Genomic DNA, 17,488 nt, shown 5'->3' with positions numbered 1-17,488 from the left:
GCGGGGGAGTAATTTTGATTGATTAATATGAATAGGTTTGAAATGAAAAAACCTTACGGTGTTTAGGGATTTCATTCACTCTGTAAAACGATGAATTATCATTATAAAACAGTTTTTTGTATAAACCATACAAATGGCAGGAGTTTTTTACGGGGATGTTTTTATGGTTGAGGTAACTGAGTGATCAAGCATTGTACAATGGGAGAGGGTATGGTAAAAGAATGTTTTAGCAAAGTGTCTCTTTAAGTTAAGGCCATGGGTGAGCAAACGAGGCGGGATTTTCTGTTTTTGGTAACAGCTGTTGCAGGAGCAGTTGGAATGGGAGCGGTTGTGTGGCCTTTTATCCGTCAGTTGCGTCCAGATGAAGCTGTTTTGGCATCTTCCTCTGTTGAGGTTGATCTTTCTGGTATTGAAGAGGGGATGTCAGTAACGGTAAAGTGGCGAGGACAGCCTGTTGTTATTCGAAATCGTACGGCAAAAGAAATTGCTGATGCGCGCGCTACTGAATTGAGACTTCTAAAAGATCGTCAAGCGCGCAATCCTAATCTTGAAGGTGAAAAAGAAGCGACGGATTTTGCACGTTCAGCAGGTAAAGGACGTGAAAATTGGCTTATCGTCATTAATCTTTGTACGCATTTAGGCTGTATAACACTTGGGCAATCTGGGAAATTTGGAGGGTGGTTGTGTCCATGTCATGGGTCTGTTTATGATACAGCTGGAAGAGTGCGGTCGGGTCCAGCTAACTATAATTTGGCTATTCCTCCTTACCAATTTCTTTCTGATACTTTGCTCAAAATAGGATAAGGTTATGACAAGGTTTTCTCCTTATTGTCCTAAAAATGCACTTGCCCGTTGGTTTGATAAGCGTTTTCCTCTTCCTCGTTTTTTTTATAATGCATTTGTGATTTTTCCTGTTCCGCGTAATCTTAATTACTTTTATACATTTGGCGGTATTTTGACCATTATGCTTTTATCACAGCTTTTGACTGGTATTGTCTTGGCTATGCATTATGTTCCGGATATTCATTTGGCTTTTGAAACTAGTGAACGATTTTGGCGTGAAGGGCAGTTTGGTTGGCTTTTTCGTCCATGGCATTGTGTAGGCTCTTCGTTTTTTTTTATTGCTGTTTATATCCATTTAGCACGTGGACTTTATTATGGTTCTTATAAAAATATGCGAGAAATGGTATGGGTTACAGGTATTTTTATTTATATCATCATGATGGCAATAGCATTTTTTGGTTATGTGCTTGTTTGGGGGATGATGTCTATTTCAGCGGCTTCAGTGATTGCAGGGCTTTTAAAAACGATACCTTTGGTGGGGACATGGTTGCATGAGACACTTCTGGGTGGTTATGTCGTAGGACAACCAACGTTGAATCGTTTTTATGTTTTCCATTATGTTTTATCATTTATTTTGCTTCTTTTTGTGGGGCTGCATATTTGGGCAATTCATTGTGTTGGGCAAGGCAATCCAACGGGTCTTGCTATACAATCAGATAAGGAAACAGTTCCATTTTCGCCTTATGCGCTTATCAAAGATATTTTTGCTATTACTGTTTTTCTCATCTTCTTTGCCTGGTTTTTGTTTTATATGCCCGATTATATGGGGCAGGCTGAAAATTATAGTGTGGCAGATCCTTTAAAGGCACCTCTTCGTGTGGTTCCAGAATGGTATTTTTTGCCTTTTTATGCGATGCTTCGTGCTATAACTTTTGATATCGGTATTTTCTCTTCAAACTTTGTTGGCTTTGTTTTATTCGTCAGTTCGATTTGCATTTTAATTTTTGTGCCATGGTTAGACCGCTCTAAAATATGTTCAGCAAGATATCGACCTGTTTATAAAATTTTCTTTTGGGCGTTGGTTATTGATGTCGTTTTTCTTGGTTGGTTGGGGTCAAGAGAAATAAGTGACAAAATTCTTTTATGGACACAATTGGCTACGGTTTATTATTTTATATTTTTTTTGGTTATTTTGCCGATTTTGCCAGCGTTTGAAAAAAATTGTTCTCTTCCTTCTTCAATTATGCAAGATTTAAAACAGAAAAAAAAGAGACTATGGTAAATGTTTTTGTCGGGCTGGTTGTTATTGTTGCTATGAGTTTTTCTGCTCAGAGTTTAGCGAGTGATGCCTCTGATCAGGAAGAAGGATTTATTTCTTTTCCTTTACAGGTTCCTAAAAAACAAGAATGGAGTTTTTCAGGTCCATTTGGGCTTTATGATAAGGCGCAATTGAGGCGCGGATTAAAGGTTTATAGACAAGTTTGTTCCAGCTGCCATGGGCTAAAATATGTGGCTTTTCGCAATTTAAAAGATCTTGGGTATGATCAAGAACAGATCAAAGCTTTGGCGGGGCAATATGAAGTGCGCGATGGTCCTAATCGAGAAGGAAAATTTTTTAAACGTGCTGGGGTTGCAACGGATTGTTTTCCTTCTCCCTTTTCACATGAAGAAGAAGCAAGATTTATTTTGAATAGTGCTTATCCTCCAGATTTGACATTGATAGCACGTGCACGTGGGGTATCTTTGCCGTTTCCTGCTTTAATTACTGATGCATTGACTCATTATGATACAGCTGGTCCAGATTATATTACAGCTCTTTTAACAGGATATCAGAAGGCACCGAAGGAGATAAAAATTGCGAATGGTTATTGGTATAATCCTTATTTTATTGCCGGTAATTCTTTAACTATGGCTCCTCCTTTGAGTGATGGTATGGTTGCTTATGAAGATGGAACCCCAGAAATCATTGAACATTATGCGCGCGATGTTTCTGCTTTTTTGATGTGGGCTGCCGATCCTCATATGGAAATTCGTAAAAAAACCGGTTTTCGTGTTATTTTATTTTTAATCATTTTTGCAGGGTTTGTTTATATTTTAAAAAATCGTATTTGGTGTGGTTTAGAAGAAGAATTAGAGAAAGAAATAAAAGACGAAATAAAGAGAAAAGGGTAAAGCGATAAGGCTCAAAAGAGTATAGAGTATAAAGAGCATAAGGAACAAATCTTTTTATGATGCATTGAGGTTTTATAAAGTAAAAGCAAAGTAAAAATGGAGATGTTAAAATGAAAAAAATTGCATGTACTACTCTTATGTCAATTTTGATGGTTTCTAGTACTTATGCTCAGTCTTTTGAAGTGCCTTCAAAACCTGAAATGATCTCTTCGACGGGTATTGTACAGGTGGGGATAGATAAGTCTGTGCGTTATGTGACACCTTTAGCAACGGATTTTGTTGCTTCCAGTCTTATAGGCGCCAATGTATATAATATAGAAGATGAAAATATTGGTGAAGTAAAAGATATTATTTTACGTGAAAATAATATTGCAGGATTTGTTATTGCTGTTGGTGGTTTTCTTGGCATAGGCGAGAGTTATGTGGTCGTTTCTCCAGAAACAATCCAGATGACAAATGATTATGGTAAATGGAAACTTATTACAAATGCGACAAAAGATTCTTTAAAGAACGCTCCAACATTTAAATACGAAGGGCGTTGGACACGCTAATTTTATATTTCTATTCTTTAATGGACCAAGCTGTTGCTATCACAATCATATGCTAGCAACAGTTTTTTTGTTCTAAAAGCTCTTGAGAATTTTTGCGACAAGATTCCAAGGAGCTATTATCAAAGTTTTCAAGATAAACTATTAAGACAGAGTGAAGATTTAAGTATTATGTTTAAATAACATGATATCGCCATCTTGCACAATGTATTCCTTTCCTTCATCGCGGGCTTTTCCTGCTTCCTTTGCACCGCTTTCTCCACCCAGAGCAATATAGTCATTATAGCTGATGGTTTGGGCACGAATGAAACCGCGCTCAAAATCTGAATGAATAACACCAGCTGCTTGGGGAGCTTTTGTACCACGCGTAATTGTCCATGCTCGTGTTTCCTTAGGCCCACAGGTGAAGTAAGTAATGAGATCAAGTAAATGGTAACCAGCGCGAATGAGGCGATTGAGACTCGGTTCAAAGAGTCCTAGCGCATTGAGATATTCTGATGCTTCAGCATCACTCAGTTGTGTAATTTCCGCTTCGATAGAAGCAGAAATGATAATGCTTTGCGCATTTTGCTCTGTTGCCATTTTTTCAACTGTTTGGGTAAAGCTATTTCCACGAGCGGCGTCATTTTCGCTTACATTACAAACATAAAGTACAGGCTTGGAGGTTAAAAGATTCAAACTCTTAAGAATGTGGTGTTCATCGGAAGAAATATCTTTGAGTAATAACCGGACAGGGTTTCCCTGTTGCAGTATGTTTAATGCTTTTTCCATAATAGGTAAAATTGTGAGAGCTTCTTTGTCTTTTCCGGTTGCTCGTTTACGGATTTGTATGATTCGTCTCTCAAGACTTTCAAGATCCGCAAGCATGAGTTCGGTTTCAACCGTTGTCGCATCACAAAAAGGATCAATACGTCCCTCTACATGGGTAATATCTTCATTTTGAAAACAGCGTAAAACGTGGACAATGGCATCGACTTCGCGAATATTGGCTAAAAACTTGTTTCCTAAACCTTCGCCTTTTGAAGCTCCTCGCACAAGCCCCGCAATATCGACGAAGTTAATGCGTGTAGGAATCATTTCTTTTGAACCAGCGATTGATGCAATTTTTTCCATTCGTAAATCTGGAACAGCAACTTCTCCGGTATTGGGTTCAATGGTACAAAAAGGATAATTGGCAGCCTGTGCAGTGGCTGTTTTTGTTAATGCATTAAAAAGAGTTGATTTCCCGACATTAGGTAATCCGACAATACCGCATTTAAAGCCCATGAGAGTCTTTCTTTTCTATTAATTTTATGGTCAAGATAAAGCTTCCTTTTTATAGCATATTTTCAGAAGAGTTATAGTCCTGGTCTTGCGATAAGTGAGAAAAAAGTCTAAAGTAATAGGTATCTACTTTTTTACCTTAGTTCTTCTTACCTTATTGTTCTCCTTAGTTACAAGGATAAGAAAACTTCGAATTAATGTTAATATTGTGCTAAGTTTTTCATGGTATGCAAATCTGCATAAATAATTAATCGGAGAAAATAGAAGAGTGTTATCTCGTTGTGCCTTTTTAATTGCAGCACTTTTGGCTTTGGCTGGATGTGCTACACGTCAGTCAGATATGTCATCGGTACCTTTTCAACAAGTTCGATACATTCCACCAGAAATACAGGCTTTGTATGGTCCTGTAACGAATGAGACCTATTCGTTACCTGCTGTTGATCTTGCGACAATTGATCCAAAATATTGGCGACAAGAGGTGATTTATTATACATCTTATGCGCCTGGAACATTGGTTATAGATACGCAAGAGTGTTTTCTTTACCTTATTGGTGAAAATGGAAAAGCTTTGCGTTATGGGATTGGTGTCGGTAAAGAAGGCCTAGCATTTGAAGGTGAGGGGGTTATACAGCGCAAGCGTCGGTGGCCAAATTGGGCTCCTACTGCAGCTATGATGGCTCGAGAACCAGAACGTTATGGTCATCTTGGGAAAGGAATGCCACCAGGGCCCGATAATCCATTAGGTGCGCGGGCACTTTATTTGTTCAAAAATGGGAAAGATACACTTTTCCGTATTCATGGCTCACACGAATCGTGGTCAATTGGGCGTGCTATTTCAAGTGGGTGTATCCGTTTGCTTAATCAAGATATTATCGATCTTTATGATCGTGTTCCCATTGGTTCGCGTGTTGTGGTATTGCAAAACAATAGGAGTATTCCTACAGTTTATAGTCAACAATCAAATGGTTACGATCCGCTACAGTCGACCATTCAGCCAAATGATTTTTTTTAATTTAGGGGAGAATATTGGAGAGAGCTGTGTTTGCTGTTCAATCTTCTCTTTCTCTCAAAAGAGAATATAAGCCTTTCTTCTTCAAAGGTGTATACAAGCTTGTATTCTGTTCTATTTTCTAGCTTCTCACGTTGCCAACAGATTTTGCCTTTGAGAAAGTTTATAAGAGGATTTTTTTAAGAGTTCTTATTCATATTCTTCACGCGACAGGGGCACGCAAGCTAATGGTTCTGATTGTGTTTTATCGTTTGTGAAACTTCATTCATAAAGAGGGATTTATCATCTTTTATAAGGAGAGCGATATTTTTTGCAATTGTCTCTAAGAGAGGGGATAACCATTCTTGATCAGATTTGGTAAAATTCCCCAAGACATGTTGATGAACAAGTTCTTTGCTTCTAGGATGACCAATTCCTATGCGTATACGACAATAGTCAGTACCACAATGGGCATCAATAGACTTAATGCCATTATGCCCATTATGTCCTCCACCAATTTTTATACGAACTTTCCCCGGTGACAGGTCTAGTTCATCATAAATGATGATCAAATTCTTTAAATCTAATTTATAAAATCGCAAAGCTTCACCGATAGCTTGACCAGAAAGATTCATGAAAGTTTGTGGTTTTATAAGAAAAATTTTCTCATTATTTATGAAACCATTGGAGATTTCTGCTTGAAACTTCTTTGACCATGGAGAAAAAGAGAAGGACTGATAAATGGCATCAACAGCCATAAAACCGATATTATGGCGGTTATTTTGATATTGTAAACCAGGATTGCCAAGACCAGCAATAAGCCACATGTGTATCTTCAGTCAAAGTATGAGTAAGGGTAATGTCTCATAAATTAAGGCGGAAAAATTCCCGCCTTTTGAGTTTTATGAAGTTTGTGTGTCTTCTTCATCATTTTCTTGTTCAGAAGTTTCATCGCTGACATCCATGCCAGCAGGAGCTGCAATGGTTGCAATGGTAAAGTCTCGATCTTGGATGATGGGAGTCACATCTTTTGGCAGTTGCACTGCTGAAATGTGAATAGAATCACCAATAGAGTAGCTGGAGAGATCAATTTCAATAGCTTCAGGAATAGCACTTGCTGGAGCTGTACATTCAATTTCGTGCCGAACAATATTGAGGACACCACCCTTTTTAAGTCCAGGTGCCGTATCTTCATTGAGGAAGTGGACAGGAATATTCACTTCTACAACGGATTTTGCTGAAATGCGCAAAAAGTCTACATGGAGGGGAAAGTCACGCACGGGATCTAATTGATAATCTTTTGGCAAAACCATAATTTTTTGCTTGTCAAGAATAATCGTTGCAATGGTGGTGCGAAAGCCACCAGCATGAATTTTGTAGAAAATTTCTTTATAGGGAACTGTTATTGCCAAAGGTGGTTGTTTTTCACCATAAATGACAGCAGGAATAAGACCGTTGCGGCGAAGTTCACGGGAGGACCCCTTACCAACCCGCTCGCGTTTTTCGGCCTTAAGAGTGTAGCTTTTGCTCATAATTTAAGTCCTTTTTACATGATTGGAGATCCTTCAAAAACAGTAATAGTTTTTGCATGGATATGAAGATATGCGCTAACCAACAGCGATCACTCCATTCTACGTTGCCTCCAAGGGTGTCTACGCAGAAGTTTGTTCTATAGTTCAAACTATTCATAGATGCAAGAGTTGTGGGAAAAATCGATGATTTCTACCGTTAAAAAGGAGGAAATGTTACAAATTACGGTGTGGATGGAGAATCAACCAATATGTGCTGGCACTGATATGTTCAAAATCAAACACTGGAGATGTTATGAAGGTTGAGATTGCCTTGGGTGAGATGTCAGAAAGTCGTGCTTTGCATAAATCGATGCCAGCACTTCTTGATTTGGAAGAATTATTGGCGACACGTCTTCTTGTACAAGGTAATTCTGGTTCAGGGAAATCACATCTTTTACGCCGTCTTCTGGAGCAAAGTGCTCAGTGGGTGCAGCATTGTGTAATTGATCCAGAAGGCGATTTTGTAACTTTGGCAGATAAATTTGGTCATGTTATTGTAGAGGCTCAACGGAGCGAACTAGAATTGACACGTATTGCGCATCGCATTCGACAACATCGGGTTTCGGTGGTATTTAATCTTGAAGGTTTGGACACTGAACAACAGATGCGTGCTGTAGGGGCTTTCCTTGGGGCACTGTTTGATGTGGAACGTGATTATTGGTATCCTATGCTTGTCGTTGTCGATGAAGCACAATTGTTTGCTCCAACTGCAGCAGGAGAAGTTTCTGATGAAGCGCGTAAAATTTCTTTGAGCGCTATGACCAATCTGATGTGTCGAGGACGTAAACGTGGTCTTGCTGGTGTTATTGCGACACAACGTTTGGCTAAGCTTGCCAAAAATGTTGCGGCTGAAGCTTCAAACTTTTTAATAGGGCGGACTTTTTTAGATATTGATATGGTGCGCGCCGCTGATCTTTTGGGGATGGAGCGTCGCCAAGCGGAAATGTTTAGAGATCTTGAACGGGGAAATTTTATAGCTTTAGGCCCTGCTTTATCACGACGTCCCTTACCAATTATTATCGGTTCTGTTGAAACTTTGGCACGCTCTTCTAGCCCTAAATTAATGCCACTTCCAACAGAGCGGGATGATGTGCAAGAGCTCGTTTTTACTGCTTCACCAGAGGAAATTTTAACGCCATTTAAACAAACACGAGAGCCGATGAGGGAAAAGTCAATGCACGAGATGTTAGAGGAGGTCGTGCATAAAAAACAAGAGTTGTTAGAAGAAAACCCAAGTTTATTTCCTGAACTTTCTGATGTTGAGCGTGACGGGCAAGCAGAACATATTATTCGGGAAATTCTTGAGGATTCTGAAGCTTTTTATCGTTCAACAGCGGTGCTTTATCAAGATTTTTCAGTTCGTTGCCGTATCCATGGGATGTCAAAGGTTCCTTTTAATCTTTCACAATTTCGGCGTAAATTGGCTATTGCTCAGGCTTTTGTTGATGAACAAACGGCTGTCAGTGAACATTGGAAACATATTTTGCAGATATCAGAAAGTTTGGAAGAAGATGTTCAAGGAGTCTTCTTGAACGTGGCACAGGCCGCATTAGGGGGAAAGCCATGTCCATCTGATGCATTTTTAGCACGTCTTTATGGGACTCATTCTTTAAGCCGTGCACGCCGACTTTTAACCTACTTTGAAGAGCGTGGACTTATTGTTATTCACACGCATTTTAGTGGTCAACGTATTGTTGCCTTTCCTGATCTTGGTGTTGAAACAGCACCGGGAGACCCCAAGGAACCACTTTAACCAAATAAGCTGGAAACCGATTGTTCTGCTGCTGTCCTTGCTATTGCTTCTCCCATAAGGTCGGCAATGGGCAAAACACGAATATTATGGGTTTTCTCAATAGCTTGTGTTGGCATAATTGAATCTGTAATAACCAATTCTTTCATCTCTGAATTAGCAATTCGCTCGATTGCATTACCAGAAAGAACACCGTGCGTGATATAAGCTGTGACACTATTGGCACCATGTTTAAGCAGAGCACTTGCTGCATTGCATAAAGTTCCACCTGAATCAACAATATCATCAAGCAAAAGGCAATCTTTTCCCGATACATCTCCAATGATATTCATAACTTCTGATTCACCGGGGCTTTCGCGACGTTTATCCACAATAGCGAGCAAACTGTTCAAGCGCTTGGCAAGCGCGCGCGCGCGAACCACACCACCCACATCAGGTGAAACAACGATAACATTTTCAAGAGAATAATGCACTTTGACATCGCGAGAAATGACAGGAACAGCATAGAGATTATCCGTAGGGATATCAAAAAAACCTTGAATTTGTCCTGCATGAAGGTCTAGTGTTAAAACACGATGGGCCCCTGCTTCAGTAATGAGGTTGGCAACAAGTTTTGCAGAAATAGGAGTTCGTGGTCCTGGTTTTCTATCTTGGCGGGCATAGCCAAAATAGGGGATAACAGCTGTAATACGACGCGCAGAAGAACGACGAAGGGCATCAATCATGATGAGTAATTCCATCAAATGATCATTTGCGGGATAGGATGTAGATTGCAAAACAAAAACATCTTGTCCACGTACATTTTCATGCAGTTCTACGAAAATTTCTTGATCAGCAAAGCGCTTTACAGTTGCTTTGCCTAAGGGGATGTTCAAATAATTTGCAACATCTTCAGCTAGGCGTGGATTAGAATTTCCGCAGAAAAGTTTCATAGTAGAACCTCTGAATCATCATGGTGGGAATGCGACACGGTTTTTAATTTCTTTTTATTAAATTGCAAGAGAACAATTACAAAAGCCTTACAATTTTATCGATTATTATTAAAGAGCTATGCAGTATGTTTTCTCTTTTTCCAAAAGTTTATTACTTTTAGAGCAAAGTTTTTCTCCATGCGGCAAAGAAATACATATTGATTAAGCTTTTTGGTTATTACTTTATAAAAATACTTTCAATATGGGGAATGTTTCATATTTAAGATGAATGAAGGGGAGTAATAAAAAGAAGTATCATCTTGCCTTCAATCATTATAACTAAACATTGAAAATGATCATAGCGAAGGCTATCATATTTTATGGGCTGGTAGATAATTTCGTGAAAAAAGCAAAGTACAATGGGATTTATTTTTACATTTGGGTAAAAAGTTTAGTTTTGCAGTTTTGGTATTGTTCTCAAGCATAAAGGGGCTCATCTTTTGTTTTTCAGCATAATAGCAGAAATCTGCCGTCCGTAATCGGGTTCGTTGCGGTGTATTGCACGGCGATAGGAGAAAAAACGCTGTTCATCTTGATAGGTACAAAGCTCTACACAAGAAGCATTAACACCTGCTTCTTTGAGTTGGTTTATAATAAATGCCCATAGATTAAAATAAAAGCGATTTATTTTGTCTGTTTTTAAAAAATATTTTTGGTATTTGCTGTGGTAATCAATAAATTGGTCGTAAAATTCATTTGTTACTTCATAGTGATAGGGGCCAATACAAGGTCCAAGGACTGCTGTTATTGATTGTCTTTTGGCTCCTTGTTTTTCCATAACAGCAATTGTTTTCTCGATAATTCCATTTAAGCTTCCACGCCAGCCAGCATGAGTTGCAGCGATGACTCTAGCTTGTGGATCAGCAAACAGAATGGGTCCGCAATCTGCTGTAAGAACCCCAATAACGAGTTCTGGGGTGGTTGTAACCAGAGCATCAGCTTGAGGAGGTGCACCGATAGTTGCTTGATGAGCTACGACAACGTTACAGGAGTGTATTTGATTAACTGTGACTAAATTTTGCGCTTCAATAGAAAAATAATTGGCAATCAAAAGACGATTCTGTACAATATATTCAAGTTGATCATTTGAACCTTTCCCAACATTAAGACTATGATAAAGATTTTTTGAAACACCACCTTGACGTGTAAAAAATCCATGTTTTATTCCATGGGGGTGTAAAGTAGAAAGATTTTTTGCAAGAATGGGATGAGGGATAGATTTCATAAAAGTTCCTTATGGAGATTATTTAAAGTGAGGATGGAGATGTTCATATTTGTCAATGAATATTTCAGATAATGATGTGCTTATTGACAAAAGCGCCGATCATTAAAATTGGGGAGGTATGGAGATATTTTTATCACTGAAATGTAAAACTTTAAATAATTTTCCCATCTGATCTGGACTAGCGAGCCGTTCGATGTCTTGGCGGATTTTGTCTTGCAAAGGAGCACTTTTGCCAACTCCAAGCTGGTTTGCGCGCTCCAGTAGCCCCATTTTAAAAAGAAATTCTCCTTGCTCTAAGATTTCAGCAAAACAGCCTTGTTCAAGAGCTATGTTTTTTAAAAAAGAAAAATCAACATGGGATGTTAAATCATGTTCACCAGGGGCATCAAAAACATCACGAAATCTATGTTTTGAGAGTGCTTGCAGGGTATCGCCAAAGGCAAGCTCACAAGCACCATAGTCGATAAGTAAAGCAGAACCTGTCACTTGCACTAAATGGTGGCTGATTTGTTGCATGAATTGATGCCGTAAGGGGGCATGTTCAAAAATTGTTCCGTCAGGCACTTTAGAACAACAGGTTTGTAGACAAGAAGAGGGAAGTTTATGCGGGGCAGCAATAAAGATGAAATCTCCATTTTGATTGACTGTAATGCGGCGCTCTTTCCATTCTCCATTGACTTTAATATATTGGTTGATAGGGAGTGTATCGAGAAATTCATTAGCAATGAGGAAGAGAGGATTTGAAGGAATTTGATTAAAATTTTCAATGCTATGGATTTGTTTTTGATAAGAGAAAAGGCGTTTTTTTTGTTCTTTTGCAAGTTTTTTGCTTATTTCGATCAGAAAAATTTCAGCAGCATTAAATGCCGTTTGAGAGAGCTTTTGGATAGTTCGCAAAATGTCATCCATCAAAGTTCCTCGTCCTGGACCTATTTCAGCGAGAATAAAAGGGTGAGGGCACCCTTGAGCTTTCCAGCTTGCAAGAGTCCAAATGCCAATCATCTCTCCAAATAATTGGCTTATTTCAGGTGCTGTAATGAAATCACCAGCATGTCCAAAAGGGGTTTGTGTGTGATAATAACCAAATTGGGGATCGGTGAGTGCCAACGTCATATATTGGCTAACAGTGATTGGTCCATTAAGGACAATAATTTCTTTAATTTTTTCTTTGAGATTGGCCATTTTCTGTCGGTTTATATTTAAAGGCGTGGAGAAGAAGATAAAACCCTACAAGAAGCATGGGAAGAGATAAAGCCATGCCATAGGTAAAACCAGTAGAATGGAAAAGAGTCGAAAACCATTCTGGATCTTCTTGAGGCGCACGGTAAATTTCAGAAATGCTGCGTGTTACTGCGTAGCCTATAATAAATGTTCCTGATACAGTACCGGGACGTTTTAATGCTTTGAACCCAAAAATAAGAAGACACAGGATGATGAAGAGAAGAAATCCTTCCATAAATGCTTCGTAAAGCTGGCTTGGATGGCGCGGTAAATAGTAAGGATCGAGAGGAAAACAAACAGCCCAAGGACGTGTAGTAATATTACCCCATAATTCTTGGTTAATGAAGTTGCAGATTCGTACAATGCCGATACCAATAGGAGCACCTGCAGCAATGATATCAAACATGGCTCGTATGTTAATACGATTTTTACGGGCAAACCAGATCATAGCAATGATAATACCAATAAGTCCGCCATGAAAGGACATTCCCCCATCCCATACGGCAATAATAGCACTTGGATGGTTAAAATAGTAAATGGGATCCCATACAAGAACTTGTCCTAAACGCCCTCCGACAACAACACTTATGGCAGACCAGACAACAAAATCTCCGATTTTTTCTTTATCCATAGGAGGATAGTTTCTATACCATAGAGATGTTTTTTTTAATAATTTTTGCGCATACCACCAAGCAAAAAGAATACCCAGCACGTAACCAAGTCCATACCAATGAAGTGTTATGGGACCTAGCTGGATAATAACAGGATCAAGAAAAGACGGAAAAGCAATGGTTGGACAAGACAAATTGTTCATGAGTTAAGCATCTTACATTATACGAGATGAATATGAAGTGACTCTGATGGTCAGAAATGACAGATGAATACACAATGGTCAAGTCAGTAGGGAGGCTAGTCAGAAAGGGAGATAGATTTCCACTGATTTATCGCGGTAAAAAATATGGTGATAAAAGGAATATTAAAAAATCTTAAACAAAATCATTATGAAAAATCTGCACAGTATGTAAAATATAGAGTAAAAGGAACAAATTACAGTATCTAAATGTTATGAGAATACGCTATAATGCGTGCGTCAATAATTAAAATTTAAGGAAAAAGGTTATGCGTAATGGATCAAATCGTATTCTTGATGAATTAGCAAAATTAGCAACGGATGCTGCTGACGTTGCGCAAGGCATACGACGTGAAGCTGGAACAGCTTTTCGTGTGCAGGCTGAAAAGATAGCAAACAAACTTGATCTTGTTTCTCGCGAAGAGTTTGAGACTTTTAAGGAGATGGTGCTGAAAATCCATGCTGATAACGCTGATTTGAAAAGACGCCTTGATGATTTAAAAAAAGATGATTAAAAAAAAACGCAGACACAAAAAAGTAAAATAGTTTTAAAAAAGAATCTTCAAAAAAATATCCCCAATTTTTCAATATGATGCGTGAAACTAAAAAATGCTTAATCTTGAGTCTGTTAGAGCGGAGCATTTGTTTATTTTTGATTTTTTTTGGGGGTAAAGTACATTTTTTTGAATCAGGGGGGCTGGCGCTATGAAATTGTATCAATACACTGAAAAGACTTGATGATTCGTTTTATGACTATCAGGTTGCCCTAAACAGCGCGATTGTGTTCTGGGTGTTTGTGTACTGTCGATGTTTTTATGTGTATTTGTTTGGTGTAAAGGTTCTGATTGTAGCAAAATATTGTTACAGTTTAGACGGTTTATATTCTGTTGACAATGTTTTAAGATGATTGAGGATTGTGATGAGGCTTGCATTTTGCGCCACAGAAAGAAAAGAGCACCCTGTTGACTTTATCGAACAGATTGCCTGTGAATATGATTGGTCGTTTGAGCGGGATGCACAAGATGAAATTAGCGTTTGTGTGGAAGGAAAACGCGCAAACTATCGTCTTGCTTTTTCATGGATGGAAGAGCATGAAGCACTTCATTTAGCTTGTTCGTTTGATCTCTCTATTAAAAATGCTCGAACAGCTGAAATACAGCGCTTATTGCTAGCAATTAATGAAAAGTTGTTGTTGGGACATTTTGATTACTGGCAAAGGAATAATTCAGTTATTTATCGACAAGGTCTTCTTTTGGCTGGTGGGATGCATCCATCTCATATACAGGTTGAAACATTGTTGATACATGCACTTAAAGCCTGTGAAAGCCATTATGTTGCATTTCAGATGGTTGCTTTGTCGGGAGAAAGTGCTTACAAGGCACTACAGTACACTTTGTTTGAAACTGTAGGGAATGCCTAAAATATACAGTCTGTTATTTTTACAGACGGTTTGCTGAAATATTGCTCATAGGGGGATATCAAGAATAGCGCGCAATCCCCCGAGTGGGCTCTCATCTAATTGTATATTGCCACCATGGCTGCGTGCTATGTCTTGAGCAATAGAAAGACCAAGGCCTGTTCCACTTGCATCTTGATTTCGCGCTTTATCAAGTCGAAAGAATGGCTTAAAAACTTCTGTGCGCATATTTTTATGAATTCCAGGTCCATTATCATCGATTATCAATATAAAAGATTCTTGTTGAGAGTTAGCGGTTAGTTTAACAGTCGTGCCGTAACAAAATGCATTTGATACAAGATTGCTGACCAAGCGTGTAAAAGCACGGGGACGTACTTGGATTTCTGTAGGACCTTCAATAGTGTAAGAAAATTGACGTTTGTGAAGATGAGCATCGGCGGAGAATTTTTTCATAAGAGCATTTAAATCAAAAGTCTTGACACTTTCACTTCCTTCACCACGAGCAAAAGCAAGATAATCTTCTAACATATTTTGCATGTCACTTACATCTTGCTCAAGCGGTTTAATATCAAAGCCAGTATTTGCTAATGCTAGCTGAAGTTTAAAACGTGTAAGAATGGTTCTTAAATCATGACTTACTCCTGAGAGCATCATGGTGCGTTGTTCGATTTGGCGTTCAATACGTTCTCGCATACGTAAAAAAGCGATGCCTGCACGACGGACTTCATCAGCTCCTTGTGGTTGAAATCCTTTTGGTAAAGGACGACCGCGTCCAAAGCTTTCTGCTGCTTCAGCCAATTGTTGAATCGGTTTGATTTGATTGCGTAAAAAGTAAATTGCTATCAGCAATAAAACAAGAGCTGTTCCTACCATCCAGCTTAAAAAAATAGCAGTATTGGAAGCATAGGCTTGGCTGCGTGGAGCAAAGACGCGTAAGATGTTGTGACCAAGGTGGATACGGATTTCAACAAGATCAGAATCTCCTACGGTATCGATCCAGAAGGGACGGTTAATTTGGCGGGTGATTTCTTCACTTAAAAAATAGTCAAGAATTGCAAAAAATGGCTTAGGTCCTGGAGGGGGTAAGGAGGTAGGAGATAGAATAGAAATATTTAATCCCATACGTTGTTGTGCAATACGCTTGATATCTTCATAGTTATCTTGTTGGGGATATGTTTCAAGAATATCAATAATGGCTGAAATATCATGCACGACAGCCGTTGAAAGACGCTCGGTTACCATTTGCCAATGGCGTTCCATAAAGACATAAGCAATGACCGTTTGCAGAAGCACCATGGGAGCAATGATAATGATCAAAGAGCGAGCATAAAGCCGTTTAGGCATTTTTTTCGTTAACCATCGAAGAAAAAATCTTAAAGGTTTGATCATTCTTGTGCCTATTCAATAGAGAGTTTATACCCTATTCCTCGCACGGTTTGGAGCCATATAGGCAGTGCTGGGTTTTTTTCGATCTTACGACGAAGGCGGTTGATCTGCACATCAATGGCACGTTCACTTATATTGCTGTCATCGGTCGCGAATTTATGGCGCGGAATTGTATCGCCTGCATTTTCGGCAAACATGACCATCATTTCTTGTTCTTTATCTGTTAATTTAATAATTTCTCCTCCTTTTTTGAGTTCGCGTCGTGAAATTGAAAATATATAAGGACCAAAAACTATTTGCTCAATTTTAGGTTGGTGAGGGGGAAAACCACGTCGTAAAATGGCGTTGATGCGAAGGAGAAGTTCACGAGGGTCAAACGGCTTAGCCAGATAATCATCTGCCCCTGCTTCTAATCCACGGATACGATTGTCTATTTCTGATAAAGCTGTTAACATAAAGATAGGGACATCTTTTGTTTGGCGGAGTGAATGAGTGAGATCAATACCGTTTTCGCCAGGCATCATGACATCAACAATAAGAAGATCAAAATCTAAACTTGCTAACAGTCGTCTTGCTTCATTCGCATTAGCTGAAACTGAAACACGAAATCCATTTTTAATGAGAAACTGAAATAAAAGATTGCGAATACGTGTATCGTCATCAATCACAAGAAGGTGAGGGGCATCGTCACACAAAACTTGAACGTGATTGCTCATTCTTAAAAAAACCTTGATAAAAATTTAGTTTACACAAAATGCAAGTTTACATAAGTTGTATAAAGCTGTCGAGCAGCACCTTTACCTTAAAGGAAAGAAAGTTTTATTTATAAATTTAAAAAAGTTATTTTTGAAAAGGATATTATGGGTAGTCTTAATATACATATTATTCCAGTTACGACATTCCAACAAAATTGCACTTTGCTTTTTGATAGTGAAAGTAAAACGGGGGTTCTCGTTGATCCTGGTGGTGATTGGCCACGAATTCAAGACGTAATCGAAAAGAATGGTGTTATCGTTGAGGCTATTTGGATAACACATGGTCATTTTGATCATGTAGGAGCAGCAATGCAAGTGAAAGAAGCGCTTAATGTAAAAATTATCGGTTCACATCGCGATGATAAGCCTGTGATGGATGCCGTGAGCGAAAGCGCAAAAAATTATGGCATCACTGATGCTTGCATCTGTATTCCTGACCAATGGTTAGAAGATGGTGAGTGCGTTCATTTTGCTGGACATGTGTTTAAGGTTTTTCACACCCCAGGACATTCCCCTGGTCATGTTATTTATTTCAATGAAAAAGAGCGCTTAGCCCTCTTGGGTGATGTTCTCTTTCGTGGTTCTATT

The 17,488-nt window shown here is 38.8% G+C and carries 18 protein-coding genes; 9 read left to right on the top strand and 9 right to left on the bottom strand.

The window, feature by feature from the left end:
- Nucleotides 1-255 precede the first annotated feature (255 nt).
- From petA to ACFIMC_RS05615, 4 genes are all read left to right on the top strand, one after another.
- Nucleotides 256-804, top strand: coding sequence for a ubiquinol-cytochrome c reductase iron-sulfur subunit (petA, locus tag ACFIMC_RS05630; RefSeq protein ID WP_375611173.1), 549 nt, complete (start codon nucleotides 256-258; stop codon nucleotides 802-804).
- Between the two features lie 4 nt (nucleotides 805-808).
- A complete protein-coding gene (locus ACFIMC_RS05625; RefSeq protein ID WP_375636225.1) occupies nucleotides 809-2,065 on the top strand; it encodes a cytochrome bc complex cytochrome b subunit in 1,257 nt (418 codons plus the stop codon).
- A complete protein-coding gene (locus tag ACFIMC_RS05620; RefSeq protein ID WP_375636227.1) occupies nucleotides 2,059-2,955 on the top strand; it encodes a cytochrome c1 in 897 nt (298 codons plus the stop codon). Before ACFIMC_RS05625 ends, ACFIMC_RS05620 begins: the two co-directional genes overlap by 7 nt.
- Before the next feature lie 110 nt (nucleotides 2,956-3,065).
- Complete coding sequence (locus tag ACFIMC_RS05615; RefSeq protein ID WP_375611176.1) at nucleotides 3,066-3,506, top strand: PRC-barrel domain-containing protein; 441 nt, start codon at nucleotides 3,066-3,068, stop codon at nucleotides 3,504-3,506.
- 159 nt (nucleotides 3,507-3,665) lie between these two features.
- Here ACFIMC_RS05615 and ychF read toward each other — a convergent pair whose 3' ends face one another.
- Nucleotides 3,666-4,769, bottom strand: coding sequence for a redox-regulated ATPase YchF (ychF, locus tag ACFIMC_RS05610; protein WP_375636229.1), 1,104 nt, complete (start codon nucleotides 4,767-4,769; stop codon nucleotides 3,666-3,668).
- A gap of 265 nt (nucleotides 4,770-5,034) precedes the next feature.
- On the opposite strand from ychF, the gene ACFIMC_RS05605 reads away from it, so the two are divergent.
- Nucleotides 5,035-5,778, top strand: a complete 744-nt coding sequence (locus ACFIMC_RS05605; protein WP_375611178.1) for a L,D-transpeptidase — start codon at nucleotides 5,035-5,037, stop codon at nucleotides 5,776-5,778.
- A gap of 221 nt (nucleotides 5,779-5,999) precedes the next feature.
- Here the strand turns inward: ACFIMC_RS05605 and pth are convergent, their stop codons facing one another.
- Together pth and ACFIMC_RS05595 are read right to left on the bottom strand one after the other, a co-directional pair.
- On the bottom strand, nucleotides 6,000-6,581 hold the full coding sequence (pth, locus tag ACFIMC_RS05600) for an aminoacyl-tRNA hydrolase (RefSeq protein WP_375680889.1): 582 nt from the start codon (nucleotides 6,579-6,581) through the stop codon (nucleotides 6,000-6,002).
- A gap of 75 nt (nucleotides 6,582-6,656) precedes the next feature.
- A complete protein-coding gene (locus tag ACFIMC_RS05595) occupies nucleotides 6,657-7,286 on the bottom strand; it encodes a 50S ribosomal protein L25/general stress protein Ctc (protein ID WP_375611180.1) in 630 nt (209 codons plus the stop codon).
- Nucleotides 7,287-7,578: 292 nt separating this feature from the next.
- Here ACFIMC_RS05595 and ACFIMC_RS05590 point away from each other — a divergent pair, with 292 nt between their 5' ends.
- Entirely contained in the window at nucleotides 7,579-9,078 is a 1,500-nt protein-coding gene (locus ACFIMC_RS05590; RefSeq protein ID WP_375612981.1) for a helicase HerA domain-containing protein, read from the top strand.
- On the opposite strand, the gene ACFIMC_RS05585 is transcribed toward ACFIMC_RS05590, so the two are convergent.
- From ACFIMC_RS05585 to lgt, 4 genes are all read right to left on the bottom strand, one after another.
- Nucleotides 9,075-10,007: a ribose-phosphate pyrophosphokinase gene (locus ACFIMC_RS05585; RefSeq protein ID WP_375606345.1), complete on the bottom strand. Its 933-nt coding sequence runs from the start codon at nucleotides 10,005-10,007 to the stop codon at nucleotides 9,075-9,077. The genes ACFIMC_RS05590 and ACFIMC_RS05585 overlap by 4 nt on opposite strands.
- 472 nt (nucleotides 10,008-10,479) lie before the next feature.
- On the bottom strand, nucleotides 10,480-11,271 hold the full coding sequence (gene pgeF, locus ACFIMC_RS05580) for a peptidoglycan editing factor PgeF (RefSeq protein WP_375612980.1): 792 nt from the start codon (nucleotides 11,269-11,271) through the stop codon (nucleotides 10,480-10,482).
- A 102-nt stretch (nucleotides 11,272-11,373) separates the two neighbouring features.
- A complete protein-coding gene (locus ACFIMC_RS05575) occupies nucleotides 11,374-12,453 on the bottom strand; it encodes a class I SAM-dependent methyltransferase (protein WP_375671838.1) in 1,080 nt (359 codons plus the stop codon).
- Nucleotides 12,428-13,306, bottom strand: coding sequence for a prolipoprotein diacylglyceryl transferase (gene lgt, locus ACFIMC_RS05570; RefSeq protein ID WP_375628181.1), 879 nt, complete (start codon nucleotides 13,304-13,306; stop codon nucleotides 12,428-12,430). The genes ACFIMC_RS05575 and lgt overlap by 26 nt, the downstream gene beginning before the upstream one ends.
- 305 nt (nucleotides 13,307-13,611) lie before the next feature.
- Between lgt and ACFIMC_RS05565 the strand changes: the two genes are divergently transcribed.
- Together ACFIMC_RS05565 and ACFIMC_RS05560 are read left to right on the top strand one after the other, a co-directional pair.
- Nucleotides 13,612-13,857, top strand: coding sequence for an accessory factor UbiK family protein (locus tag ACFIMC_RS05565; protein WP_273791228.1), 246 nt, complete (start codon nucleotides 13,612-13,614; stop codon nucleotides 13,855-13,857).
- A gap of 404 nt (nucleotides 13,858-14,261) precedes the next feature.
- Nucleotides 14,262-14,762 (top strand): YbjN domain-containing protein, encoded by a 501-nt coding sequence (locus tag ACFIMC_RS05560; RefSeq protein ID WP_273724125.1) that lies wholly within the window; start codon nucleotides 14,262-14,264, stop codon nucleotides 14,760-14,762.
- A gap of 45 nt (nucleotides 14,763-14,807) precedes the next feature.
- On the opposite strand, the gene ACFIMC_RS05555 is transcribed toward ACFIMC_RS05560, so the two are convergent.
- A complete protein-coding gene (locus tag ACFIMC_RS05555; protein WP_375617608.1) occupies nucleotides 14,808-16,148 on the bottom strand; it encodes an ATP-binding protein in 1,341 nt (446 codons plus the stop codon).
- Between the two features lie 8 nt (nucleotides 16,149-16,156).
- Entirely contained in the window at nucleotides 16,157-16,861 is a 705-nt protein-coding gene (locus tag ACFIMC_RS05550) for a response regulator (RefSeq protein WP_375612976.1), read from the bottom strand.
- Nucleotides 16,862-17,005: 144 nt separating this feature from the next.
- On the opposite strand from ACFIMC_RS05550, the gene ACFIMC_RS05545 reads away from it, so the two are divergent.
- The coding region (locus ACFIMC_RS05545) for an MBL fold metallo-hydrolase (protein ID WP_375680888.1) at nucleotides 17,006-17,488 on the top strand (483 nt) is incomplete at its 3' end.

It is taken from the genome of Bartonella sp. AP21QHHD (genome assembly GCF_042196205.1).
GTDB lineage: Bacteria > Pseudomonadota > Alphaproteobacteria > Rhizobiales > Rhizobiaceae > Bartonella.
Note: the sequence above shows the minus strand (reverse complement) of the source record. Positions and strands in the feature narration are given on the sequence as shown.

Coding starts and splice junctions, on each gene's coding strand:
- petA (WP_375611173.1), top strand. CDS start 256: ATGGGTGAGCAAACGAGGCGGGATTTTCTGTTTTTGGTAACAGCTGTT.
- ACFIMC_RS05625 (WP_375636225.1), top strand. CDS start 809: ATGACAAGGTTTTCTCCTTATTGTCCTAAAAATGCACTTGCCCGTTGG.
- ACFIMC_RS05620 (WP_375636227.1), top strand. CDS start 2,059: ATGGTAAATGTTTTTGTCGGGCTGGTTGTTATTGTTGCTATGAGTTTT.
- ACFIMC_RS05615 (WP_375611176.1), top strand. CDS start 3,066: ATGAAAAAAATTGCATGTACTACTCTTATGTCAATTTTGATGGTTTCT.
- ychF (WP_375636229.1), bottom strand. CDS start 4,769: ATGGGCTTTAAATGCGGTATTGTCGGATTACCTAATGTCGGGAAATCA.
- pth (WP_375680889.1), bottom strand. CDS start 6,581: ATGTGGCTTATTGCTGGTCTTGGCAATCCTGGTTTACAATATCAAAAT.
- ACFIMC_RS05595 (WP_375611180.1), bottom strand. CDS start 7,286: ATGAGCAAAAGCTACACTCTTAAGGCCGAAAAACGCGAGCGGGTTGGT.
- ACFIMC_RS05590 (WP_375612981.1), top strand. CDS start 7,579: ATGAAGGTTGAGATTGCCTTGGGTGAGATGTCAGAAAGTCGTGCTTTG.
- ACFIMC_RS05585 (WP_375606345.1), bottom strand. CDS start 10,007: ATGAAACTTTTCTGCGGAAATTCTAATCCACGCCTAGCTGAAGATGTT.
- pgeF (WP_375612980.1), bottom strand. CDS start 11,271: ATGAAATCTATCCCTCATCCCATTCTTGCAAAAAATCTTTCTACTTTA.
- ACFIMC_RS05575 (WP_375671838.1), bottom strand. CDS start 12,453: ATGGCCAATCTCAAAGAAAAAATTAAAGAAATTATTGTCCTTAATGGA.
- lgt (WP_375628181.1), bottom strand. CDS start 13,306: ATGAACAATTTGTCTTGTCCAACCATTGCTTTTCCGTCTTTTCTTGAT.
- ACFIMC_RS05565 (WP_273791228.1), top strand. CDS start 13,612: ATGCGTAATGGATCAAATCGTATTCTTGATGAATTAGCAAAATTAGCA.
- ACFIMC_RS05560 (WP_273724125.1), top strand. CDS start 14,262: ATGAGGCTTGCATTTTGCGCCACAGAAAGAAAAGAGCACCCTGTTGAC.
- ACFIMC_RS05555 (WP_375617608.1), bottom strand. CDS start 16,148: ATGATCAAACCTTTAAGATTTTTTCTTCGATGGTTAACGAAAAAAATG.
- ACFIMC_RS05550 (WP_375612976.1), bottom strand. CDS start 16,861: ATGAGCAATCACGTTCAAGTTTTGTGTGACGATGCCCCTCACCTTCTT.